This window comes from Streptomyces sp. 8N706 (assembly GCF_052245415.1).
GTDB lineage: Bacteria > Actinomycetota > Actinomycetes > Streptomycetales > Streptomycetaceae > Streptomyces.
Genome location: NZ_JBQQBW010000006.1, coordinates 82,162 through 105,223, shown reverse-complemented (window position 1 = coordinate 105,223; position 23,062 = coordinate 82,162). Strand labels below are relative to the sequence as shown.

Below are 23,062 nucleotides of genomic sequence, written 5' to 3'. Positions count from 1 at the left end.
GCGCCTTTGCATGCAGGAAAGGGTCGTGCTGAGGGGAGCCGGGTGCAGCGGGGCGTGGCTCACACGCCGCCGACGAGCCTGCGCTCGGCTTCGTCCAGCGTCTCCGCGGGCTTGTTGAACGCGATGCGGACATGGCCGGAGTCGCCGTCGTGGTCGCGGAAGAAACAGCGTCCCGGCACCAGGAGCACCTTCCGCTCGGTGGCCAGACGGTGCACAAAGGTCTTGCAGTCCTCGTCCGTCACCGAGGAGATGTCCGCCATCACGTAACAGCCGCCCTCCGGGGGACGACAGGTCAGGCCCAGCCCGCTGAAGAGGTCGACGGTACGGTTCCGGAGCTTCTCCAGATCCGCCCGTGGGTCCCAGCCGCCGGTCAGCACCCCCGATGCCGCCACCGCCCGCTGGAGCGGGCCGTTGGCGCCGAAGCTCGTCGCGAGATGCACCTCGCGCAGGGCCCGGCTGAGCTGCGGGCACGCCCGCAGATGGCCCAGCCGCCAGCCGCTGATGGCATGGCTCTTGGACAGGCTGCCGATCACGATGCTGCGCTCGCGCAGCGCGGGGACGTCGGCCGCGGAGACGTGCTGCCGGCCGTCGTAGACGAAGTCGGCGTACACCTCGTCGGAGATGAGGAGCGCGCCCCAGCGCTCGCACAGCTCGGCGAGCTGCTCGAGTTCGGCGCGCTCCAGGGTGCGTCCGGTGGGGTTGGCCGGGGAGTTGATGACGACGGCGCGGGTACGGGGCCCGAACGCCGCGGCGAGCTCGTCCGGGTCCCAGCGCCAGTCGGGGCTCTTCAGCTTGACGAAGCGCGGGCGGCCGCCGGCCATGGCGAGCGCGGCGAGGAAGTTCTCGTAGAACGGCTCGAAGAGGATGACCTCGTCGCCGGGGTCGACGGTCGCGAGCATCGCCACGCACAGGGCTTCCGACGCGCCCGTGGTGATGGTCAGTTCGGTGGCCGGGTCGGTGGGGGTGGCGCACCGCGCGGCGATCTGCCGGCGCAGCTCGGGATTGCCGCTGGTGTCCTCGTACTGGTTGTCGCCGCGCAGCAGCGCCTCGGAGGCCGCCGTGAGGACGTCCTGGGGCGGCCGGGGGGTTCCCGGTACGCCACCGGCGAGGTCGAGGGCGCCGAGGGACTTCCCCAGATGCAGCACCTCGGCGAGGGCCCCTGTGGGCAGGCCGCCGAGACGCGCGGCGCGGAAGGTCCGGTCGGGGAGAGGAAGGGAGGGGGAGCCGGGGGCGGTCGTCATGGGCAGTTACTCCTTCTTTCAACCGCTCGTGCGTGGTGCTCTACGCTCCACCGGTGACGCTGGGCAGCCAGTACGGGCGGCGCTGTTCGTGCGCCGCGATCCGCTCCCGGTACCCGAGCGTGACCTCGATGTCGTCGTAACCGTTGGTCAGCAGCCACTGGCTGCGTTCGTCGAGTGGGAAGGACCACCGGTCCTCGCCGGCGGTGACCGTGCACCGCTCGACGTCGATCGTCATCTCGAAGGAGCTGTCGGCCTCGGAGCGGCTCATCAGCCGCTCCACCGCGGGCTCCTCCAGGACGACGGGCAGCAGTCCGTTCTTGAGCGCGTTGCGGCGGAAGATGTCGCCGAACCTGGGCGACACCACGGCGGTGAAGCCCCAGTCGCGCAGCGCCCACACCGCGTGCTCGCGTGAGCTGCCGGTGCCGAAGTCGGGACCGGCGAGCAGGATGCTGGCTTCCGCCCGCTCCGGCCGGTCGAGCACGAAGCCGGGCTCCTTGCGCCAGCGGGCGAACAGGGCGTCGTCGAAGCCGGTCTTGGTGATGCGTTTGCAGAACTCGGCAGGGGTGATCTGGTCGGTGTCCACATCGCTGCGGCGCAGCGGTACGGTACGGCCCGTATGTGACAGAAGTGGTTCCATACGCGGTTGCTGGTTCCTCAGAACAGGTCGCCGGGTGCCGCGAGGCGGCCCGCGACAGCGGTGGCCGCGGCCACTGCCGGTGACACGAGATGGGTGCGGGACCGCCCGCCGAGCCGGCCCTCGAAATTCCGGTTGGAGGTCGAGGCCACCCGGTTGTCCCCGTCGATCCGGTCCGTGTTCAGCCCGGGGCACATCGAACACCCCGGAAGCCGCCATTCCGCACCGGCGGACTCGAACACCTCATGCAGCCGCTCGCGCTCGGCCTGCTGCCTGACCTCGGCGGAGCCCGGTACGACGAGCATCCGCACCCCGGCGGAGAGGCGCCGGCCGCGCAGCACGTCGGCGGCGCTCCTCAGGTCCTCGATGCGGCCGTTCGTACAGGAACCGATGAAGACCGTGTCGATCTCGATGTCGCGCATCGGGGTTCCGGGGGCGAGCCCCATGTACTCCAGGGCGCGCGCCGCACCGGCCCGCTCGGCGGGGTCGGTGAAGCCGTCCGGGCGCGGCACCTCGCCGTCCAGGCCGATGGTGTGGCCGGGGTTGGTACCCCAGGTCACCTGGGGTGCGAGGGTGGAGACATCAATGGTGACGGTGCGGTCGAAGGCCGCCGACGGGCCCGAGGGCAGCGTCCGCCAGTACGCCAGGGCGTCCTCCCAGGCCTTGCCCTTCGGGGTGTACGGCCGGCCCTCGAGGTAGCGGAAGGTGACCTCGTCCGGGGCGAACATCCCGGCCCGCGCGCCGGCCTCGATGCTCATGTTGCACATGGTCATCCGGCCCTCCATGGAGAGCCCGGCCACTGCCTCCCCCCGGTACTCGATGATGTGGCCCGCAGCACCGCCGACACCGATCCGTGCGATGAGCGCGAGGATCAGGTCCTTGGGTCCCACACCGGCGGGCAGCGTGCCCGTGAACTCCGCCGCCATGGTGCGCGGGCGTGGCATGGACAGCGTCTGGGTGGCCAGGACGTGTTCGACATCGCTGGTGCCGATGCCGAAGGCGAGGGCACCGAACGCACCGAGCGTCGAGGTGTGGCTGTCGCCGCACACCGCGGTCATGCCCGGCTGGATCAGACCGAGTTGCGGTGCGACCACATGGACGATGCCCTGGCGGTCGTGTCCCAGCCGGTACAGCTCGATGCCGTGCTCCGCGCAGTTCTTGCGCAGCGCCTCCAACTGCTGCCGTCCGATGGGGTCCCGTACCTCGAGACTGTCGGTGGGCACATTGTGGTCCTCCAGGGCCAGGGTCAGATCCGGGCGGCGGACCGGGCGTCCGGCCAGCCGCAGGCCGTCGAACGCCTGGGGAGAAGTGACCTCGTGCATCAGATGCAGATCGATGTACAGCAGCTCGGCCTCGTCCGCGCCGCCCTGCACCACATGGCTGTCCCAGAGCTTTTCGGCGAGTGTCGGCTCACCGGGCCGCATCAGCTGTCCGCCAGCGCGGGGGCAGGGTTCTTCAGCTCCGCGGCCAGCCGGGCCTCGAGGACCTCGAGGTCCTCGCAGTCGCCGCCCTCACGCTCGGCGATATGGATGCGGTACAGCTCGGAGAGCTGGTCGTCGTCGACCTCGACGCCGATCCGGTCCAGCAGATACCGCAGTACGGAGCGCCCGGAGTGGCGTCCGATGAGGATCGAGCGCCGGCGGCCGAACTGGGCGGGCTCGACGTACTCGTACGTCGCCGGGTTGCGCAGGACGCCCTGCTGGTGGACACCGGCTGCCGTACCGAAGGCGTACGTACCGAAGATCGCCTTGTTCCGCGGCTCCTCGAGCCGGATGACCTCGCGCAGGGCGGTGTAGGCCTCGTACAGCGACTCGGTCTTGATGTCTGTGTAGAGACCGAGGTGGTCCCGCTTGTAGGCGAGCAGGGCGGCCAGTTCCTCCAGAGGGGTGTTGCCGGCGCGCTCGCCGATGCCTCCCAGGGTGGCCTGGACCTCGTCCGCTCCCGCCTGCAGACCCGCGATGGCATTGGCCAGGGACAGGCCGAAGTCGTCATGGCAGTGGGTGGAGATCCGGATCGGGGAGGGGGCCCATTCGCGCATGGCGGCGATGAGGTCGCCGTACTGGTCCGGCGTCATGCAGCCGGAGGTGTCCCCGGGGACGAAGCAGGTCGCACCGGCCTCGATCGCGCTCTCCATGATGGCGCGCAGCAGGTCGTGTTCGCCCCGGCTGGCGTCCTCGATGGGCACGGAGACGGACTCCACCCCCAGGGAGCGGGCGAACGCCACGGTGGTGGCGACCTCGTCGACGGCTTCCTTGCGGGTGATGCCCCGCTTGTACTTCAGGTGCATGTCGCTGCCGGTGGCCATGACCTGAACCTCGTGGTTCGCGGCGCCGCCCGCCGTGACCGCGGTCTCCACGTCCTGGCGTACGGCGCGGCAGAAGGTCACGAACCGTGCCGTCGTCAGGTTCTCGGAAATGAGCCGGGTGGCCTCGAACTCGCTGGGCGACGAAGCCGGAAAGCCGGTCTCGATGTAGTCCACACCGAGAGCTTCGATGCGGAGGGCTATATCTAACTTCTGCTGGGGAAGCATCGCGTTGGCGGGAGCTTGTTCCCCGTCGCGAAGCGTCGTATCGAAAACGGTAATCCGACGCGGCACGGACCGGTCTTCCATTGATCCCCCACATGCCTCAATCACCCTCGTGGGGTGGTGGCGAACAGGTTCGGATGGAACGTGGATCAGTCGTAGAGTAGGGCGAATTCCCCAGAGGGCAGATCGTCGGAAGCGACGCCGCTACCGATGCCCCCGGGCGACTGAACTCGCCTCATCGGTCTATGTTTTGGACGCTACCTCAGCGTGCCGTCGGGCGTCCACGGATTCTGCGAGAAGGGAGATCCTTCTCAACATGCGAGACAACTGCATGCGGCATATGCAGATACATCCCGGCATTCCGGCACGGATTCTCGCATGATGAGCACTCTCTCGCGGGGGAATGCCGCCGGTATTCCGGTGGGTGTCCCGCACACGGACCCTGGCGGAACAGCCTTGTGTCCGCCGGGTCTTCATTGCTAGCGTCGCAGCCGATTCCCTGTTGGACGCCACAGGAGCAACGAGCCGGCGCCGCGTCGCCCGGCCGATTTCCCATCCGCCCTGTCTTCGCTGTCCCCCCATGCCTTTCCGCGTCTCCGGCTGAGGAGAACCATGCAGAATCACGGCAGTTACCTGCGGCTCGAGAAGCCGGACGCCACCACCCGTCTCCTGGCGTTCCACCACGCCGGCGGATCGGCCCTCTCGTTCCTCCCGCTGGCCCGTTCTCTGCCCGCCGACTGCGAACCCTGTCTGTTCGAACTCAGCGGACGACAAGGTTCCGGAAACGCGTATCACGCGGCTGATTTCACCGAGGCCTGCGAGCGCTTTCTGCCCGATGTCCGTGAACTCGTCGACCGCCCCACGGTCTTCATCGGACACAGCCTGGGCGCGCTGTTCGCCCACAACCTCGCGTGTGCCCTGCCCGAGGAGCAGCGGTCCTGGGTACGGACGGTGATCGTGTCCGCCTCGCGCTCCCCGGCGGCCACCGCCGCGGCCGCCCGGATGCCCCAGGCCCCGTTCACCGTCCGCACCCACGAGACCCTGCTGGAAGATCTCCGGCTCTTCGGCGGAGTCTCCGACGAACTCCTGGAGGACCCCGACTTCCGCGAGGTCGCGGTGACCCTGCTCGGGTACGACCTCCACCTCGCCGACACCTACGTCGAGCCCCGGCAGCCGGCCCAGGGCGTCCCCTACCAGGTCTGGTACGGGACGGAGGACGACTCCCTGCCCGAGCGCGACCGCACGAGCTGGGACGCCGGCTGCGCCCGGCCCCCGGTCCACCGGGGCTTCGGCGGAGGCCACTTCTACCTCTACGAGCGGCCGGAACCCACCGGAGCCCTCGTCGAGGTGGTCGAGGGCGTCTCCTCGGCCGCCCGGCCCGCAGAGGCCGGCCGCTGACGGGCGTAGAGGACCGCTCCTCCCGCCACGACCAGGGGCAGCGCGAGCAGCCGGCCGCTGAAGAGCAGGACCACCACCGTGAAGCCGACCGCGACGACCGCCGCCCACCACAGCGGTCGCCGCCGGGGCAGCAGCACGACGGCCGCCGCCATGCCCGCCGCCGTGACCGCCGCGAGGAAGGCGGAGGTGGCGCGCATGAGCGGGTCGAGCTCGATCCCCGCCACCGCCACGACCCCCGTCAACGCCGCGGTGAGCAGCGCCTGCAGACTCAGGCTGCGCCGGGGCACCTGTCCGGCGCTGCCCCCCTTGGCCAGCCACCGGGGGAGCGCGCCGTCACGCCCCAGCGCCGCCCCCAGCCGGGCCGCTCCGGCGATGTAGGTGTTCACCGCGCCGAAGGAGAGGCATACGGCGGCCACCGCGGTCAGCAGCCGTGCGCCGGAGCCGAAGCCGCGCTCCATCAACAGCATCAGCGGCACGTCGGAACGGCCGGCGGCGGGCCCCAGGACCGCGATGGTGACGGTCGACAGGGCGATGTAGAGGGCACTGACCACGGCCAGAGTCATCCCGGTCGCGAGGGGCAGATTCCGCTTCGGCCGATGGAACTCCGCCGACAGATGGCTGGCCGCCTCCCAGCCGCTGAAGGCGTAGAACAGCACGACCGCGGCCGATCCGACGGACGTCCAGCCGCCGGGCATGAAGGGCGTGAAGTGGGCCGCAGCCGCATGTGGTGCGGCGGTCGCCGTGGCCACGACGAGCAGCAGCACGAGCAGCGCCATCAGGGCCAGCTGTATCCGGCCCGACAGCTGCAGCCCGACGGAGTTCGCAGCGAAGGCCGCCGCGAGGATGACCGCGGCTCCGACCAGTCCGGCGCCCCCGCCCAGGCCCAGCGCCTCGGCGACATAACTCCCTCCGACCATCGCCCCGGCCAGCACCCCCACCGGGACGCCCGCGTAGAACCACCACCCCACGCACGCGGCGGCCCGGGCGCCGAACGCGCGTGACACGAAGGTGGACACACCACCCCCGTCCGGGAACCGCGCCCCCAGCGCGGCGAAGGCCACCGCGACCGGAATGCTCAGTGCGAGCAGTCCGGCCCAGGCAACCACCGACGCCGGCCCCGCCGCGGCGGCGGCCAGTGCCGGCAGAGCCAGTACTCCCGGCCCGAGCACGGCGCCGATGTACAGCGCCGTCCCCTCCCCGAGGCCGAGTTTTCCGCCTTGCATGTCGTTCCCTCCCTGTATGAGCGAAAGCTCGCTTCCGAACGAATGGAGATCAACTCAGCTTGTTTCTGGTCGTCTTGCAGCTGAATAAGCCAAAGGTTAGGAAGTCGAAGTGCTTGTATGCTGTTTGGCCGAAGAACATTCGGTCCGGGAGGGGGTCGGGGCGGCGTGGACGAACTAGATTCGGCGATCATTGCCCGTCTGCAGGCGGATGGACGGCAGACCAACCGGGAGCTCGCTCGATCGCTGGGCGTCGCGCCGTCGACCTGTCTGGAACGCGTACGGCTGCTGCGTAAGCGGGGCGTGATCCGCGGGTACCGGGCGGAGCTGGACCTGACCGCCCTGAACCGCAGGGTGCAAGCCCTGATCGCGCTGCAGGTACGGCCGCTCAGCCGCGAAGTCGTCGACGGGATCCGCAAGTCGGTCATGGCGTACCCCGAGGTGCTGGCCGTCTTCGTGCTCGCGGGCGGGGACGACTTCCTGATCCACGTCGCCGTACGCGACGTGGATCATCTGCACAGCTTTCTCATCGACCGCCTCAGCAGCCGCCGTGAAGTCGTGGGCTTCCGCACCTCGGTGATCTACCAGCACCACGAGGCCGAGGTGATCCGACCGCTCCCGCCGACGGCCCCCCCGCCGGACTAGGGCGTGTTGCAAAAGTAGCGCCGTCCTCCCGAAGGGCGGGGTCCGCGGCTCCCCCAGGCACCGCTGGGCGGTGTCCCCAGGTGCGTGCGATCGCAAGGCGGTGGGGTACCCCTGGCCGGAGGCTGGGGGGGCGTCCTCGTACTGGGGTCCCCCATGCCGAAGGCCAGGGGAGTACTCGGACGAGCCCGGCAACGCAGCGTGGGGGGCACTCCCCCAGCCTTCGGCCGGGGGACCCCCACCCAGCGGTAGCTGGGGGAGTGCGTGCCAGACGCCCGCGGACCTGGGAACCTCCTGGACGGAGCGGGGGGAGGGACTTTCGAAACACGCCGTAGGCGTGTCCGGCGGCCCTTCGCGGGGCTCGCGACGAGCCGCCGTCGGCGATCTTACTTTTGCGGACTCCGGAATCCGTTATGCGGGCGGGTAGTTCACCGTGAGGTGGGTCAGCGCCGCCTCCGCCTGGAGCGCCGCCTCGGCCGGGGTGGGTCCCGCGGTCATGACATGGCCGAGACGGTCGTGGCTGTTGGTGGGCCAGGGCGTGACCCTGCCCGGGGCCGCCTTCATCCGGAAGGCCACGACCGACGGGAAGCGCTCGTCCAGGTCCTGACCGGTCACCGACTCCACCGTGCCGGCGCGGCCGGTGACGAATCGGATGGCCGAGCCGCCCTGCCGCCGCGGCGCGAGGTCGGGGACCCCGCCGCTGTGCGCGATGATCGACTGTTCCAGCAGCGGGACGCCGGTCGCGTGCCGCACCAGGTCGGGAATGAAATCACCGCCGGTCCTGGCGTTGATCTCGATGAGTACGGGGCCTCGTTCGGTCAGCTTGACCTCCACATGGGCGGGGCCGAAGTCGAACCCGACCGCGTCCAGAGCGGCGAGTGCGGTGCCGGCGGCGGCCCGCGTCACGGCCTCGGGCAGAACCGAGGGGAAGGTGTGCCCCAGCTCCAGGAAGTACGGAGTCGGCCCCAGCAGCTTGTCCGTGACACCGAGAACGGTCGTCCGGCCCCCGTGGGTGAACGTCTCCACGCTGACCTCGTGGCCGAACAGACACTCCTCGACCAGCCCGCCCGGCTCATGCCGCTGGCCCTTGGAGTTCACCGTGCGGGACGCCAGATCGGCGATCCGCCCGGCCACCTGCTCCCGGGTGCGGCAGAGCGTCACACCGATGCTGGCCGACTCGTCGACCGGTTTGACCACGCAGGGCAGACCCACCTGCTCCAGAGCCGCGTCCACCTCCTCGACCGACCGGACGAACCGGAACGCGGGCACCGGAACCGACTTCTCCGCGCAGACGGTCCGTGTCCTGAGCTTGTCCCGGGCGGCCAGCGCGGCCTCGGGAGAGAGGCCCGGCAGTCCGAGCCGCCGCGCCAGCGCCGCGGCCGAGGGCACGTAGTACTCCATGACCGTCATCACGCCGGTGGGTTGCACCCCGTGGTCCAGGAGGCACTTCTCCATCGCCACCGGGTCCTGTGTGTCGCACTCCAGCACCGTGTCCACCCGGGTGCGGATCGCCTCGGCCGCCTGGGGGTCCGCGTTGTAGCGCTGGAGGTCACCGGAGAGGAACGCGGTCCGCAGCCCCATGCCGCGTGCCAGATGGATGGCCTGTACCCCGGTGCCCGTCAGATTGCTCTCGACGAAGGCCAGGACTCCGGGCGCGGTGCCCTCGGTCCCCGTCGAGCCGGATCCGTTCATGTCACTGCTCCGATCGTGAGGGTGTGGTCCACCGGCTGCTGAAGGCGCGGGCCCGGTCGATGCTCGGCACCCGCCGCAGCGGCGAGGCGAGGAACGCCGAGAGCGACACGGTCAGCAGCAGCGCGATCAGCCAGAGGGTCACGAGGCCGCCGACGACGTCGATGAGGGCGCCTCCCAGCAAGGCGCCGAGGGGGAAGGTCCCGAAGGAGACCAGCCGGTAACTCGCCGTCGCCGAGCCGAGGAGCTCCTCCGGCGGAATGCTCTGGCGCAGGCTCACGGCGAAGACGTTGAAGAACGACACCGCCGCTCCGTTGAGGGCGAAGGCGAGCATCAGGGGCGGGGCGGCGTCGCCGAAGAGCGCGATGGACGCGGGTATCAGCACGAACGCCGCACCGGCGGCCGGGAGAGCGGTGGACACCAGCACACCCACCCCGAAGCGCCGTACGCGCGGTGCCGTCAGCGATCCGGCCAGAGCGCCCACACCGCCGGCTCCGACGACGAGGCCGACCGTACCGCCGGACATGCCGAGCTCCCGTACGGAGTACACCATGAAGGCCGTGAGAAACGCTTGCTCCAGGAGGTTGGAGACGCCCGCCTGGAGACACAGGTCGCGCAGCGGGCGGCAGCGCCAGACGTACCGCAGGCCGCGGGAGATGGACTTCGTCATCGACCGTGCCTCGGCCGGGCTCGCGTGCCGGAACGGCGGAATCGCCACAAAGCTGAGCAGTGCGCCCAGGAACAGCGCGCAGGCCGTACCGACCGCGACCGGCAGTCCGATGCTCTGGGTGAGGAACCCGGCCAGGGCCGGGCCCGCGAGCTGGGTCACCGAGTACGTCGCCTGCATCAGCCCGTTGGCCTGGGAGAGCGACTCCACCGGCACCACCTGCGGGATCGAAGCCTGATAGGCCACGTCGTAGAAGACGGTCGCGACACCGATGACGACCGCCGCGACGACCAGGTGGACGAAGTGCAGTCCCAGGGCAGCGTGCATGGCACCGACGAAACCCAGCGCCGCCGCGCGCAGCGCGTTGCAGACCACGAGCAGCCCGCGCAGCGACCATCGCCCGGCCACCGCCCCCGCGACCAGCGCGAAGAGCACGACGGGCACGAACTGCGCAGTGGATATGGCGCCCACGCGCGTCCCCGACTCGTGCAGGACGGTCACCGCGATGAGCGGGAGGAGGAAGTTCGCGAGCTGGAAGCCCAGCCGGCCCGCCGACTCCCCGGTCCACAGCAGGCGGAACACCGGTCCGCCCAGGAGCGACCGGTAGGAGGTGGCCGCGGCTTCGGTCGCAGCCATCGTCATCCCGTCGTGACCGGAGGTGCGGCCGGCCCCGCGGCGGCGCCGGCCGCTGTGTCCGGGGCGCCGGTGAACACCCAGTACGTCGTCGCCTTCCCGTCCGGCCGGCGGCGCAGCGGGTCCCGTACCAGCCTGCTCAGCAGGCCGGCGGGGGTGACGACGAGGTAGTAGGCGAGGGCGAGGAGCAGTCTTTGCATCACAGTTCCGTTTTCGTCACCGGGTGGGGGAGGAGCCGGGGCGGGCGGGGCCTTGTGGCACCGCACTTTCGAAACACGCCCTAGTCCAGAGGGATGGCGTCACGCCAGTCTCCGTCCTCGCGCCATTCGGGCTGCTCCTCCTTGTGGAGCAGGAAGTTCCCGAGCGCCAGCAGATCGATATCGGTCCGCATGAAGCAGGTGTACGCGTCATGCGGAGAGTTCACGATCGGCTCGCCCCGCACGTTGAAGGAGGTGTTCACCAGGACCGGGCAGCCGGTCCGCTCCTTGAAGGCCTCGAGGAGCCGGTGGTAAGGGGCGTTGCCGTGCTCGGTGACGGTCTGCACCCGGGCGGAGGAGTCGACGTGGGTGACCGCCGGAATCGTGGACCGCTGGATCCGCAGCAGATCCAGGCCCGTCGCGCCCGCGGAGTCGGAGGCCTCCACCCGCTGGGCGGCCGCCACGTCGCTGACCACCAGCATGTACGGGCTCTCCTGGTCCAGGTCGAAGTAGTCCTTGGCGTCCGGAGCCAGCACCGAGGGCGCGAACGGCCGGAAGGACTCCCGGAACTTGATCTTGAGGTTCATCGCGGACTGCATGGCGGGGTCGCGGGGATCGCCCAGGATGGACCGTGCGCCCAGGGCCCGCGGCCCGAACTCCATACGGCCCTGGAACCAGCCCACGATCTTTCCGTCGGCGAGCCCGTCCGCCACCCGGCGCGCCAGCTCGTCCTCGTCGAGCCGGGTGTACGGGACGCCCTTCCCGTCCAGATAGGCGGCGATGGCGTCGTCCCCGTACGCGGGGCCGAGGAGCGAACCGGACATCGTGTCCCGGCCGCTCGCCGGGTGATCGCGTCCGGCGCCCCGCTCCATGGCCACGGCGAGGGCCGCGCCCAGTGAACCTCCCGCGTCGCCGGCGGCCGGCTGGATCCACACCTCGTCGAAGATGCCCTGCTCGATCACCTTGCCGTTGGCCACGCAGTTGAGCGCGACGCCTCCGGCGAGGCACAGCTTCGACTCGCCGGTGAGTTTCCGGGCGGTACCGGCCAGGAGCAGGACGACCTCCTCGGTGACCTGCTGCACCGAGGCCGCAAGGTCGAACTCCCGCTCGGTGAGGGGGCCTTCCGGCGACCGGCGCGGACCCCCGAACAGCCGCTCGAAGGCCTCCCCGGTCATCCGCTGGCCCCGCAGATACTCGAAGTACCGCATGTTCAGCCGGAACGAGCCGTCCGGCTTGATGTCGATCAGCCTCTCCCGGATGACCTGGGCGTACCGCGGTGTGCCGTACGGGGCGAGCCCCATGAGCTTGTACTCGCCCGAGTCCACCTTGAAGCCGCAGAAGTAGGTGAACGCGGAGTAGAGCAGGCCGAGGGAGTGCGGAAAGCGCAGCTCGGCGATCTGCCGCAGCCCTGTGCCCCGGCCGTGCCACAGGGTCGTGGTCGCCCACTCGCCCACCCCGTCGATGCACAGCACGGCGGCCGATTCGTACGGGCTCGGGAAGAAGGCCGAGGCCGCGTGGGATTCGTGGTGGCGGCGTGTGACCAGCGGCGGGACGGGGCCGAGGCCGAGGCCCGCGAGCTCCCGCCGCACCGTGTCGGCGGTGCGCAGCTTCCAGGAGAGCCAGCCGGGAAGGGTCTGGCGGAAGGAGGCGAAGCCCCGCGGTGCCGCGCCCAGATAACTGGACAGCACCCGGCGGAACTTCAGCGCCGGGTCCTCGTAGTAGGCGACCGCGGACACATCTCCCAGTTCCGCCCCGGCCTCCCGCAGGCAGGAGCGGACCGCCTCCGCGGGGAACGCCGGGTCGTGACGGACCCGGGAGAATCTCTCCTCCTGGGCCGCCGCGGCGGGGAGTCCGTCGGAGACGAGCGCGGCGGCGCTGTCGTGGTAGTAGGCCGATATACCGAGTACCAGGTCAGACACGGGCGTGCTCCCCCGTCGTGGTCACGTAGGGCAGGACGGCTCCCGGGCGGAAGCGGTCGTGGACGGTGTACGCGGGCACGCTCGACGGGCGCCTCCCGCTCAGCGGGTACGGCCCGCCGACGGGGGCCCTCCCGATTCTGCGCGGCCTTCCGGTCACCGGGCGCCTCCCGCTCATCGGACGCCTTCCGGTCATCGGGCGCCTTCCGATCTTCGGGCGCTTCCCGCGAGGCGGGCGCGGCGTCCGGCCCGCCGCGCACGGAATCCGGCGGGCGGGTTGAGTGACCGGTAGCCGGTCCGCACACGCTTCCATGCCTCGTCGCGGGCGGACGCCCCCTGCGCCGTGGGCACCGTCGTCAGATAGGTGTCGACGGCGTCGGCCGCCCAGGCGGAATGCCCGGTGGAGACGTTGTCGATGGTGTTGTGGATGTCCACGAAGCGGGTGCTGAAGCCATGGGTCTTGAGGGCGATATGGGCCCGCCGGTACGTGCCCCCTACCCCGGACAGCTCCATCGCGAGGTTGAGCCCCAGCACCTCCGGCAGGAAGGTCTGGGGGAACCGGCCGATGCACAGCCAGTACACCGGCAGCTCGAACGAGCTGTCCCTGAAGCCCGGCCAGGAGGCGAACTCCCGGGACCCCGTGGGCGGCAGCTCCACATCCATCTCGGCGAGCACTTCGCGGTAGATCAGCGGATGGTTCAGCCGCGCCTCGCCGTTGCCGAGCTCGTCCCAGTACGTCTCGAAGAGGGAGAAGCCGATCTCGGACGAGGCGTGCTCGTAGTCCGTGAAGCCCTGCAGCCAGCTCCCGTCGATCAGGGTCAGCGGCGCCAGCTGCACGGTGGAGTCGATCAGCGCCTCCCGCGAGGGCACCGGGGCGCCGGAACTCTCCTCGAACTCATGGCTGTGGCGGTCGTGCTGCTCCACCAGCCAGGGCCGCAGGCCCTCCGGCCCCCACCGCTCGGGCAGGGGGAGTTCGCTGCGGTCGGCACCGTGACCGGACCGCGCCAGCCAGCCGTGCACATAGTCGCGTGCCCAGCGGCGCAGCGCCGGTGTGTCCGTACGGGTCTGGAGCCGGTGGTAGGCCTCCCGCAGGTCCGCCGGTGCGTGCCCTTCGGACACGGGAGCGGCGGCGAGCCCGGGGAGGGTCAGGGAGGGCATCACGGGCCGGGCCGGGGACGCGGCGCCGTCGCCGGCCGCCGAGGCCGGGGGCGGCACGCTCGCGTCCTCCGCGGACGACCGCGGCGACGGGGCGGCCGGGAGGGAGTCGATCCAGCGGCGGATGACGGCCAGATCCTCCGGCGCGAACACCCGGAACATCGGACCGTCCTCACCGACGAGGCTGCCCACCAGGGCACTGGTCTGCGAGCGCCCCGGCTTGACCAGACGGCTCCCCGCCAGCGCCTTCAGCAGGGGAGCGGGGTCGGTCCGGCACTCCTGCAGCCATGCGGACAGGGGACGGCCCCCGAGCTCGAAGCCATGGTGGTAGACCGCGCCTTCCCGGGCCCGCAGCCGCATCAACTCGCCCATTTCGTAGGCGGGGTCGCGCGAGGCGCCGAGTTCGTCGTACAGCACGACGCTCCAGCGCCGCAGGGCGGCAAGGGCCCAGGCGAAGCCCAGCAGCAGCCGGTCCGGGGTCCCGTCGTGTGCCGCGGCCGGCAGCTCCCGCACCGCGGCACGGCACAGTTCGGCACCGGACGGCTCGCCCTCCTGGCGTGCGGACCCCGGATCGACCGCGGTCCAGTCCGTGGCCGCCGGAAGGGTCTCTCTGACGGCGGCGAGGGCCGGCAGCAGTCCGACGGTGCGCAGACACAGGTCGGCGCCGAGAATCTCGGGGGTGAAGTCATCGGGGCGACGGCTCATGGCCAGCAACAGCCCCGGGATGTAAAAGGCTCCGTCGCCGATCCGCGGTTCACTCCCCAGGCGCGCCGGGGGTGCGGCGTTGGCGGCCAGCTGGAGATGGCGGAGCAGGGACAGGTAGGCGCTGCCACGGGAGGCCCGTGGGTGGCCCACGCCGAGGTCGGAGGCGTAGAGGGAGAGGATCCGGAGTGCGGCGGGGTCGTCGGCGTTCGCCGGGCCGCTCAGCCACTGCAGCCAGGCGCCCGACACCACGGCCAGCGGCGCGCAGCCGAGTACGGCCCGCCGCACCAGCACCGCCCGGGCCGCGTCGGAACCGGCCCGGGCGAACAGCTCCCGGTGGCGCCGGCGCTCTTCGTCCGCCCATGCCGAGGCCTGCTCCCGCAGCTCCTCGACCGGTGGCGGGGCATCTCCCGCCAAGCGGCGCAGCTCCGTACGGACTTCCTCCAGGAACCGCGCCCCCGGGAAGGACGCCTCGGGATCACTGGCTCGCACAAAAACGGACCGGGAGCCGGAACCTTCCGGCACGTTCGCAATATCTCGCATGTCGGTGGTGGCGCTCAGAACATCGGGTAGATGGACGCGTCATTCCGGGGCTTGGGCTTGCGCCGGAACAGTTTGTTGACAATCTTGCGCAGGAACGACATGGGGTCGCCTTTCCCCTTGTTCGGAAGGAAAAATGAATCCGGGCTACGACGAGGAGAAATCGAAGGGATCAGGAGAGGCCGAGCATGTCGGCCAGCAGTGCGGCGACGAGATCGTGGCCGGGGTCGGTGAAGTGAATCCGGTCGACGAACAGCCAGTCCTGCCGGCCCACCGCGTCGGCCAGCACCGGATTCATGTCATGGAAAGGCACTCCGAGTTTCTCGCATCCCCGGCGGAGCCCGTCGGAGTACCTCCGGCCGGATTCCATGGTGGCGATGTCGCCGTAGACCTCCCCGAAATTGGAGATCGCGTCCAGCTCGCGGAAGAGGAGCTCCTCCTGGGGGGCGTGTTCCTCCCGTACCCAGGTGGCGAGTGGCTGCAGCACGTACGACAGGCGCGCCCCGCTCGCCTCGGCCAGCGGGCGCCAGCTGTCCAGGTGACGTGTCGTCAGATCAACGGCATGGGCGATCTGTTCGTCGAGCGAGCGCGGGACGGAGTCCTCGGGCACGGAGACGGCGGCGGAGGGCTCCGGGCGGCGCCTGCCGAGCCCCCCGAAGCGTGACTTCTCCTTGCGCTGCCGCTCCCGGTCCTCGTCCATCTGGGCAAAGAACTGGCCGCAGTTGAAGAAGGCTCCGTGGTCGCCCTGCTGCGACGCGGGGAGTCTGGCGAGTCCCAGGTCGTTGAAGCCGGAGAAGATGACGATCTCCTCGACCTGCGGCAGGAGGTGCCGATAGAGCAGGAACAGCAGCAGTTCCTGGGTCGAATTGTGGCTGCGTCCGGCGAAGTTGAGCCAGGGCAGCGACGGCGCGTGCCGGGACCACAGACGGGACGGGAGCGTGGCGGCGTCGTTCGTGGCGCCGATGCCGAAGGCGGTGGAACTGCCGACGAGCAGCCGTACCGGACCCTGCGGCAGCCGACCGCCGGCGGAGGCGTGATCGTCCGCCCCGTGCGAGATCCGGAAGCCGAGCCGGTCCGTGTTCACGACGTCGGAGCGGTGCCCGGCCGGGTGGAAATACATCAGGTAGGGCATCCAGCGGATGTCCCCGCGGTCGTCGAACTTCTCCGAGTACTGGATCATCTGAGGTGTCAGCTCAGCACGATGCGACAACGCCATGAATCCCCCGTTGATTGGCGTCTGCTTTTTTCCGGGCTGGTGCGTGCCCGACTCGCTCGCTGACCGCGAGCACATGTCTCCACTGTCGCGGGCCGGGAGATCATGATCAACCAATTCGGAAAGGTTCTCGAATACTGAGACCTCCGCATCGCCTGGATCAAAGGGTTCCGGCCCGGCCCCGTCACGTGCGAAACATCACGGCACGCGTACCGTTACCAGCCTGCGCAGCGGACCGGTCGGAACCGGTCCGTCCCGTCCGCCTCGCGCCGGCCCGTGAATCCGTATCGTCGATCGTCGGTCCGCCCGTCACGCCGGCGGGACCGCCTCGGGGCGCATGAAGTAGTGAGCGCCCACCTCGTGGTTGTCCAGATGCTGGTAGAAACCGCGCTTCCCACGGAAGACATACGCCACCGGGGCGGGACGCGGGGCCGGCGACACATCGTCCTTCAGCTCGTCTATCAGCGTGGCGACCGGCCAGTCGAAGGGGACCGGTTCGCTCACATAGTCGTCCCGCTCGATACGGAGACCCGCCGGCGGGGCGGAGACCTCGGGCGGCTGGTAGACGGGGCGCATCCAGCGGGCGAAGCGGTACAACTGGGCGCCGAAGGCACGCCAGGGCTCCGGGAAGCGCGGCACCACGGTCTCCACCCACCAGCGCTCGATCTCGGAGTCGAGCTCCCTGTCGCTGTAGAGCAGCCGGTGCCCACGGGCGACGGCGGGAGACTCCGCGATCACGGGAATGCTGTCGCGGAACGCGACCACCGACGGGTGTTCGCCTGCCTCGATCCACTCCAACAGGCTTTTGATCAGCGCGGACTGGCTCACCCCGGCCAGGATCCGGGCCGGGCGCCACAGTGTCTTGAAGTACTGGTTCTCGCCGAGCAGTCTGGCCAGATACATGAACCGCTGCATGGCCAGGTTCTCGGGCAGCGTCGATGTGCGGTTCGCCAGCACGTAGTCGAAGTCGTCCGACTGGCCCTTCAAGGTCACAAAGCCGTGTACTTCCCGGTTCTCCGTGTACGAGGTGTTCGGCAGAAGTAACAGGGGATAGACGGCGATCCGGGGAACCCGCTCGGCGATCTTGTCGTAACCGGTGAGGAAGGTGTCCGGGGTCTCGCCGGGGGCTCCCCAGATCAGTTCGACGAAGCACTCCATGTCCTCGGCGGCGAGCCAGTCGGCCAGATCCTCCCACTGGTTCAGCTTCATATTGCGGCGGCCCATGATGGTCAGGGCCTCGTCGGTCAGGGTCTGGAGGGCAAGGGTGAACGAACTCTTGAACCCATGGTCCCTGAGCAGCTTGACGATGCGATGGAACCGCTCGGACTTGTTCTTGGCCCAGTTGGCTTCCAGGGAGGAGGGGAAGCCGTGCTTGGCGTGGCAGTCGAGGAGGTCCTCCACGAACTCCTCGTCCGCTTCCAGCATGCCGAAGTTCGCATCGCAGAGAAATATGGTCGAGGCCTTGTGGAAGGCCAGGAAATCCAGCTCCTCGGCCAGCCGCTCCCGGGAGAACGACCGGACACGCTGGCCGACGGCGCCACCCCAGTAACAGAAGGAACATTTGTAGGGGCAGCCCCGGTTGGTCTCCATGAGGGCGAACTCGTAGGGAAAGGTGCCCGTATGGTCCTGCATCGGTATGGCACCGGAGAGAAAAGGTGACGGCAGGACGTCGAGGCTGTCGAGACGGTCACGGTCGCCGGTCGTACGATGGGATCCGCCGGGCAGGCGGTACGACACACCGAGTACATCGGAGAAATCCGGCTCCCCGGGGTTCCTGAGCGTGGCGGCGACCAGTTCCCGGAAGGTGATCTCGCCCTCCCCGTTCACCACCACATCGGGGGCCGGGCATTCATGGAACACCTTGTCCGCCTGGTGGCTCACGTGGTTGCCGCCGAACACCACGAGCCCGTTGGGGTTGAGCTGCTTGTAAAGGTCGGCCAGACAGGAGAAGTTCCGGTAGTTCCAGCCCAGTACCGAGAAGGCCAGAATATCCGGGGTGCCGTCCGCAAAAATGGTCTTGGCCATATGGGAGAGCGACCATCCGCCGCGCAGATTGTGGATGGTGACATCGACCTCGGTGGCCAGATCGGCGTCGCTGTCGAGGATCGCCTTCAAATAGCCCGCGGCGAGAGGCATCGAATCGACGGGTAGATCCCATGCGCTCTGCTGGACGAGGCCGATGGCGAGCTTCTTCACGCGTCTTCCCTCCCCGTGGGCCCGCCGCACAGACATGAGCCGGGACCTGTTGGACGCATCGCAGATGCCAAGACCGTAGCTGGTGGAGCGCTCAAGTGTCCATCGAATCGAACTCCGGGGCCGGGGTGGCCTGCGGCTCGCAAACGGCCACGGCGAGGGCCAGCCGACCCGTATGGAGGAGACGCCATGTGACGTTCCCCCACACCCCCGTTCCCTCGGCCGGGTCCAAGGGAATCAGCCAGGGCCGGGATGAGATTCCGCTTCCTATGCACTTAACGCATGCTTCCTGGGCTGCCCATGTGCGGGAGAACCAGATGTCGCGTTCCGTTTCCGGTGCTTCCAGGGCGCCTTGATAGGCGGGGAAGCGCGACCAGCCGCGGAGTTTTCTCGCGTCGGTCACCAGGGTGCGCTGCACATCCACGCCCACTCTTCCGTCCAGGCAGACAGCTGCGGCGACCGCACCGCGGGTGTGTGAGACACTGATGCCAACTGCGCTGTGAACTCCGGTGAGTTGCAGTGAGCCGCCCCGGGCGACGGCGATCTCGAACGACCGCGGAGGCGCCCCGAGCACCCCGGACAGGATGCGGCGCAACAGTCCCCGCCCGGCGGAGAATTCCTTTCGTCGTGCCGGTGGCATCGACCGCGCCCGTACCCACTCACGCTCATCCAGAAGCCGCTCGTCCACCGGGCCGTTCCGCCCGGCCAGCGCCACCACGGTTTCCCGCCCGGCTATCCGCAATTCCCAGGTCCTGACCTGGGCGGATCCGTTCTCCTTCATCAGTCGCCCCTTGCGAACTACCCCTGGTGAACCATTCGGCTAGTGTGGTTGCCTGCTCTCGGCTGATGTATACAGGGAGACTTGATGGCTGTGCCCTCACACCCCGATAAACGATACGTAATCCTCCTCGGTGCGGACATGGCCCTCCGGGAGCGGGCCGTCGCAGCCGCGCTACGGGTCCATCCCGGTCCGGTGGCCACATTGTCGACGAGCCGGCCGCCGCGGGGGCGCCGCTACTTCGACCATGTGCTGCACGGCGATCCATTCGATCCCGCATCAGCGCTCGCGGCCGTCGTGGAGTTCGAGAAACGCACCGGGCTGACGCCCGCCGCGGTGGTCCCCTTTGTCGATCCCTCGCTGGGCGCGGGGCTCGCCGTGGCCGAGTACTACGGTCTGCCGTTCCTCTCCGCCGACGCGGTGCGGCATTCATCGGTCAACAAGGACCTGATGAAATCGCGCCTGCAGGAGCATGGAATTCCCACGCCGCGTCATGTCCCCTTCCATGACGCGGAGGGTCTCCGCGCGGCCATCGCCCAGGTGGGCCTTCCCTGTGTGATCAAGCCTTCCGGTTTCGGCGGCAGCATGGGTGTCACTCTGATCACCGATGAGAGCCGGATCGAGGACCGGTGCGCGTATGTGATGCGGACGTTCGCCGAGAACTATGCGGACTTCTCCATCACCAACCACTCTCTTCAGGCGGAGGAATACTGCGATCTCCCCTATGAGGTCTCCGTGGAGGTGATGAATCACGGGCAGGAGCGCCGTGTCCTCGCGGTCACCGACAAATCCCTCGGGCCCGCTCCTTATTTCGCCGAGATGGGACACCGGGTCCCGAGTGTGCACGCCGGCGACCAGGAGATCCGGAAACTGGCGCTCCGCGCCTGCGCGGCCGTGGGCATCGACCGGGGCATCGCCCATGTCGAGATCCGGCTCGACGGTGCGGGGCGCATGGAAGTGATCGAGATCGCGGCCCGGACCGGTGGCGACGGCATCCTCGATCTGGTGGAGCGCGTCCACGGCGTCGCGCCGTACGAACTGCACATCCGCTCGTACCTCGACGACCTCGACACCATCCCCGCCCCGCAGCCCCCGGCCGGGACCGCCGCGCTGGCCGTGCTGAAGGCCCGGGCCGGGCGCATCCGCGAGGTGGCACCCTTCCCCGCGACCGATGCCCCCGTGGTCGCCTACGACATCTTCGCCGCTCCCGGAGACCGCTCGGGAGATCCCGAGTGCTACGAGCAGCGCGAGGGATATGTGGTGCTGCACTGGCCGGCGGCGGAGCCGCACACCCTCGCGGCCGGTCTGCACTGCGAGATCGCCGCCGACATCGCACGGACCGTCTTCCAGGTGGAGGAGTGAGGCAGTGACCGCAGCCATACCGGATCCGCGCGAGGACGCGACCGGCCTCGGGGGGCGGACCGTTGCCGTCGTCAGCGACGGAGTGCTCGGCGCGATCGTCCCGCTCGCCCGGCAGATCCGCGCCCGCCGGGGACGCCCCGTGCTGATCACCGGCTCGGCGACGGATGAGCGGGAGACGGCCTGGCGCGAGCTGTACGACGAGATCGTGGTGCTGCCCGACATCGGCAGCGTGGAGAGCCTCGCGCAGGCCGCCGTGAAGGCCGCCGGCGGCGGGCGGCCGGCCGGACTCTTCTCCTGTTTCGACGGGCTGTGTCTGCCTGCCGCACGGGCCGCCGCGCGGCTCGGCCTGCCCCATCCCGATCTCGAAGGCCTCGCCCGGGCCCGCGACAAGGCCGCGACCCGGAGGGCACTGGCCGACCATGGCGTGCCGTCGATCCGCTCGGCACCGATCGCCGGTGCGCCGGAGGTGGCCGAGGCGGCGCGGACCGTCGGATTCCCCGCCGTCTTCAAGCCGGTGGACGGCACCGCCAGCCACTTCGTACGCAAGGTGCGGAATGTGGCCGAGCTCGAGGGTGCGTTCCGCGACGCGGAGGCCCGGCTCGTGGACAGCTGGCCCGCGCTGCATCGCCGGGAGACCGAGGGCGGGGCCGGGCGGCCGCGCTATCTGCTCGAACAGTACGTCGAGGGGGACGAGTACTCCCTCGACGTGGTGGTGCGCGACGGGCGTGTCCGCAGGATCGCCGCCTTCGACAAGTTCATCGTGGAGCCGGAAGGCTTTCTGGAGTGTGCGTTCGCCACACCCTTCCTCCGTGGTGACGCCGCTCGCGAGGAGCGGCTGTGGAACTACACGGAGGAGTGCCTGCGAGCGCTGGGCGTGGACAATACGCTCGCGCATGTGGAGGTGCTGTTCACGGCTGAGGGGCCCCTCCTCATCGAGGTCAACGCGGGACGGCCGGGCGGTCAGATCCTGGTGCGCGCGGTGCAGGACCTGGTGGGAGTCGACCTCCTCGCCGAAATGGTGGCGCTCCAGACGCGACTGCCGGTACCGGACCGCGCGGAGCCCGTCATCGAGGGGCAGTTGGCCACGTACACCGTCTTCCCGTCCGGAAGCGGCACGGTGGCGGCGCTGGTGGGGCTGGACGCCCTGCGTTCGCACCCCGCGGTGGTGGACATCCTGCCGTTCTGCGCGGTCGGTGACCGTGTGGATGTCGAGGACAAGGAGTTCTTCGCGCTCAACGTCCTCACCGCCGGCCTCGACCGCGAACGGCTGGTGCCGTTCTATGACGAGATCCGGGCGACGGTCGGCATCGAGCTGACAGCGGACTGAGCGGCCCCGGCCGCGGCGGTGGCGTCGTCGTCACCGGGGCGGAAGCCGGGCCACGGTGATGCCCGACCGGGATGACCCGGTCGGACGTCGCACCTCCGCGGGCGGTAACCGGGGATCCGCGGGCGGTGAACGGGATCCGCGGCCGGTACCCGGATCCGCGGCGGTCACCCCGGATCCGCGGAGCAGCCGCGTCCGCTCCGGCCGCCGCACCCGTGGCGGCATCGCGTACGCCGACGGCACCGCACCTCCGCCGCGCGGTGGTGCTACGCCCCCCGGTCAGCCCGTCTCCGTCCAGCTGAGGACGGTCTCCGCGGGCGGCTCGACGGTATGCAGGGTCACCGAGTCGGCATGGGGCGTCACGCGCTCCGCGAGTTCCCGCTGTGCCCGGCCGAGGATCTCAGGAGTGACCACGGGAGAGATGCCCTCCAGGAGGAGCACGGCGTCGCGCGTGGCGGAAGTGATCTTGGTGCTGTCCGCGTCGCGATGGTTCCAGTGACGCGTCAGGACGCGGTTCCCGTCGGCGTACACCACCTCGCCCTCCACGGGCTGCTCCCGCTCCTCGGGCTGCCCCAGCGGGATGTGGACATCACCGGGGCGGCTGGACCGCAGGGTGATGTCCTGTTCGACAGCCCGCAGATCGAAGCCACCGGTGGGCAGCAGATACGTCAGCGAGACGAGATTGCAGGTGTCCACCAGGGGCGAGACCCGCGGCACCCGGCCCGACTTGACGAGACGGCGGCTGAGGGCGTCCACGCTGGGCCTGGCCTTGCGCGGGTTGGTCCCGAAGCTGCGCAGCAGATCGCGCCAGACCGCGATGGGCGGCTCGTCCTGGCCGGGGATGTGCCGAGTGCCCTCGCGCACCTCCGACTCCAGCGCTTCCAGAGCCTCGTCCGTCTCCTGCCACGGCTCGGAGTTCTTGAGCCCTTGGACCAGGATCAGCACCGTACGGCATTCGGGGTACCGTTCGGCGATCTCCGGCGACATGGAGACAGTCAACCTGCGCTGACGGGTGGGGTCTGGAGTCATCG

Annotated in this window: 18 protein-coding genes; 4 read left to right on the top strand and 14 right to left on the bottom strand. The window is 69.8% G+C overall.

Annotation, left to right across the window (positions count from 1 at the left end; translation table 11 throughout):
• Positions 1 to 59: 59 nt before the first annotated feature.
• From ACTWQE_RS04650 to ACTWQE_RS04635, 4 genes are read right to left on the bottom strand one after another with little or no spacing between them, the layout of a single operon-like run.
• Positions 60 to 1,241 (bottom strand): pyridoxal phosphate-dependent aminotransferase, encoded by a 1,182-nt coding sequence (locus ACTWQE_RS04650; RefSeq protein WP_443327503.1) that lies wholly within the window; start codon positions 1,239 to 1,241, stop codon positions 60 to 62.
• A 40-nt stretch (positions 1,242 to 1,281) separates the two neighbouring features.
• The gene (gene leuD, locus ACTWQE_RS04645) at positions 1,282 to 1,878 is read right to left on the bottom strand and encodes a 3-isopropylmalate dehydratase small subunit (protein ID WP_443327502.1); all 597 of its coding nucleotides are present in this window, start codon (positions 1,876 to 1,878) and stop codon (positions 1,282 to 1,284) included.
• 17 nt (positions 1,879 to 1,895) lie between these two features.
• A complete protein-coding gene (leuC, locus tag ACTWQE_RS04640; protein ID WP_443327501.1) occupies positions 1,896 to 3,299 on the bottom strand; it encodes a 3-isopropylmalate dehydratase large subunit in 1,404 nt (467 codons plus the stop codon).
• A complete protein-coding gene (locus tag ACTWQE_RS04635) occupies positions 3,299 to 4,471 on the bottom strand; it encodes a LeuA family protein (protein WP_443327500.1) in 1,173 nt (390 codons plus the stop codon). The genes leuC and ACTWQE_RS04635 overlap by 1 nt, the downstream gene beginning before the upstream one ends.
• A gap of 543 nt (positions 4,472 to 5,014) precedes the next feature.
• On the opposite strand from ACTWQE_RS04635, the gene ACTWQE_RS04630 reads away from it, so the two are divergent.
• On the top strand, positions 5,015 to 5,800 hold the full coding sequence (locus ACTWQE_RS04630) for a thioesterase II family protein (RefSeq protein ID WP_443327499.1): 786 nt from the start codon (positions 5,015 to 5,017) through the stop codon (positions 5,798 to 5,800).
• Here the strand turns inward: ACTWQE_RS04630 and ACTWQE_RS04625 are convergent.
• Positions 5,713 to 7,023: an APC family permease gene (locus ACTWQE_RS04625; RefSeq protein ID WP_443327498.1), complete on the bottom strand. Its 1,311-nt coding sequence runs from the start codon at positions 7,021 to 7,023 to the stop codon at positions 5,713 to 5,715. The two genes, ACTWQE_RS04630 and ACTWQE_RS04625, sit on opposite strands and share 88 nt — an antisense overlap.
• A gap of 165 nt (positions 7,024 to 7,188) precedes the next feature.
• Here ACTWQE_RS04625 and ACTWQE_RS04620 point away from each other — a divergent pair, with 165 nt between their 5' ends.
• The gene (locus ACTWQE_RS04620; protein ID WP_443327497.1) at positions 7,189 to 7,665 is read left to right on the top strand and encodes an Lrp/AsnC family transcriptional regulator; all 477 of its coding nucleotides are present in this window, start codon (positions 7,189 to 7,191) and stop codon (positions 7,663 to 7,665) included.
• A 408-nt stretch (positions 7,666 to 8,073) separates the two neighbouring features.
• Here the strand turns inward: ACTWQE_RS04620 and ACTWQE_RS04615 are convergent, their stop codons facing one another.
• The 8 genes from ACTWQE_RS04615 to ACTWQE_RS04580 all read right to left on the bottom strand — a co-directional run bounded on the left by ACTWQE_RS04615 (position 8,074) and on the right by ACTWQE_RS04580 (position 19,348).
• Positions 8,074 to 9,354, bottom strand: a complete 1,281-nt coding sequence (locus ACTWQE_RS04615) for an ATP-grasp domain-containing protein (RefSeq protein ID WP_443327496.1) — start codon at positions 9,352 to 9,354, stop codon at positions 8,074 to 8,076.
• 1 nt (position 9,355) lies between these two features.
• Complete coding sequence (locus ACTWQE_RS04610) at positions 9,356 to 10,654, bottom strand: MFS transporter (RefSeq protein WP_443327495.1); 1,299 nt, start codon at positions 10,652 to 10,654, stop codon at positions 9,356 to 9,358.
• A gap of 2 nt (positions 10,655 to 10,656) precedes the next feature.
• Entirely contained in the window at positions 10,657 to 10,851 is a 195-nt protein-coding gene (locus ACTWQE_RS04605; RefSeq protein WP_443327494.1) for a hypothetical protein, read from the bottom strand.
• An 80-nt stretch (positions 10,852 to 10,931) separates the two neighbouring features.
• A complete protein-coding gene (locus ACTWQE_RS04600) occupies positions 10,932 to 12,767 on the bottom strand; it encodes a carbamoyltransferase family protein (RefSeq protein WP_443327493.1) in 1,836 nt (611 codons plus the stop codon).
• A gap of 189 nt (positions 12,768 to 12,956) precedes the next feature.
• The gene (locus ACTWQE_RS04595; protein WP_443327492.1) at positions 12,957 to 15,146 is read right to left on the bottom strand and encodes an iron-containing redox enzyme family protein; all 2,190 of its coding nucleotides are present in this window, start codon (positions 15,144 to 15,146) and stop codon (positions 12,957 to 12,959) included.
• A 187-nt stretch (positions 15,147 to 15,333) separates the two neighbouring features.
• Positions 15,334 to 16,377: an SGNH/GDSL hydrolase family protein gene (locus ACTWQE_RS04590; protein WP_443327491.1), complete on the bottom strand. Its 1,044-nt coding sequence runs from the start codon at positions 16,375 to 16,377 to the stop codon at positions 15,334 to 15,336.
• Positions 16,378 to 16,683: 306 nt separating this feature from the next.
• Entirely contained in the window at positions 16,684 to 18,570 is a 1,887-nt protein-coding gene (locus ACTWQE_RS04585; RefSeq protein WP_443327490.1) for a KedN5 family methylcobalamin-dependent radical SAM C-methyltransferase, read from the bottom strand.
• 91 nt (positions 18,571 to 18,661) lie between these two features.
• A complete protein-coding gene (locus ACTWQE_RS04580) occupies positions 18,662 to 19,348 on the bottom strand; it encodes a 4'-phosphopantetheinyl transferase family protein (RefSeq protein ID WP_443327489.1) in 687 nt (228 codons plus the stop codon).
• Positions 19,349 to 19,486: 138 nt separating this feature from the next.
• Here ACTWQE_RS04580 and ACTWQE_RS04575 point away from each other — a divergent pair, with 138 nt between their 5' ends.
• Positions 19,487 to 20,707, top strand: coding sequence for an ATP-grasp domain-containing protein (locus tag ACTWQE_RS04575; protein ID WP_443327488.1), 1,221 nt, complete (start codon positions 19,487 to 19,489; stop codon positions 20,705 to 20,707).
• A gap of 4 nt (positions 20,708 to 20,711) precedes the next feature.
• Positions 20,712 to 22,034, top strand: coding sequence for an ATP-grasp domain-containing protein (locus ACTWQE_RS04570; RefSeq protein WP_443327487.1), 1,323 nt, complete (start codon positions 20,712 to 20,714; stop codon positions 22,032 to 22,034).
• A gap of 276 nt (positions 22,035 to 22,310) precedes the next feature.
• Here the strand turns inward: ACTWQE_RS04570 and ACTWQE_RS04565 are convergent, their stop codons facing one another.
• Complete coding sequence (locus ACTWQE_RS04565) at positions 22,311 to 23,060, bottom strand: B3/B4 domain-containing protein (protein ID WP_443327486.1); 750 nt, start codon at positions 23,058 to 23,060, stop codon at positions 22,311 to 22,313.
• Between the last annotated feature and the right edge of the window lie 2 nt (positions 23,061 to 23,062).

Excerpts from the sequence above, each read along its gene's own strand:
- ACTWQE_RS04610 (WP_443327495.1), bottom strand. The coding sequence starts at position 10,654 with ATGGCTGCGACCGAAGCCGCGGCCACCTCCTACCGGTCGCTCCTGGGC.
- ACTWQE_RS04605 (WP_443327494.1), bottom strand. The coding sequence starts at position 10,851 with ATGCAAAGACTGCTCCTCGCCCTCGCCTACTACCTCGTCGTCACCCCC.
- leuC (WP_443327501.1), bottom strand. The coding sequence starts at position 3,299 with ATGCGGCCCGGTGAGCCGACACTCGCCGAAAAGCTCTGGGACAGCCAT.
- ACTWQE_RS04625 (WP_443327498.1), bottom strand. The coding sequence starts at position 7,023 with ATGCAAGGCGGAAAACTCGGCCTCGGGGAGGGGACGGCGCTGTACATC.
- ACTWQE_RS04615 (WP_443327496.1), bottom strand. The coding sequence starts at position 9,354 with ATGAACGGATCCGGCTCGACGGGGACCGAGGGCACCGCGCCCGGAGTC.
- ACTWQE_RS04565 (WP_443327486.1), bottom strand. The coding sequence starts at position 23,060 with ATGACTCCAGACCCCACCCGTCAGCGCAGGTTGACTGTCTCCATGTCG.
- ACTWQE_RS04575 (WP_443327488.1), top strand. The coding sequence starts at position 19,487 with ATGGCCCTCCGGGAGCGGGCCGTCGCAGCCGCGCTACGGGTCCATCCC.
- ACTWQE_RS04590 (WP_443327491.1), bottom strand. The coding sequence starts at position 16,377 with ATGGCGTTGTCGCATCGTGCTGAGCTGACACCTCAGATGATCCAGTAC.
- ACTWQE_RS04580 (WP_443327489.1), bottom strand. The coding sequence starts at position 19,348 with ATGAAGGAGAACGGATCCGCCCAGGTCAGGACCTGGGAATTGCGGATA.
- ACTWQE_RS04650 (WP_443327503.1), bottom strand. The coding sequence starts at position 1,241 with ATGACGACCGCCCCCGGCTCCCCCTCCCTTCCTCTCCCCGACCGGACC.
- ACTWQE_RS04630 (WP_443327499.1), top strand. The coding sequence starts at position 5,015 with ATGCAGAATCACGGCAGTTACCTGCGGCTCGAGAAGCCGGACGCCACC.
- leuD (WP_443327502.1), bottom strand. The coding sequence starts at position 1,878 with ATGGAACCACTTCTGTCACATACGGGCCGTACCGTACCGCTGCGCCGC.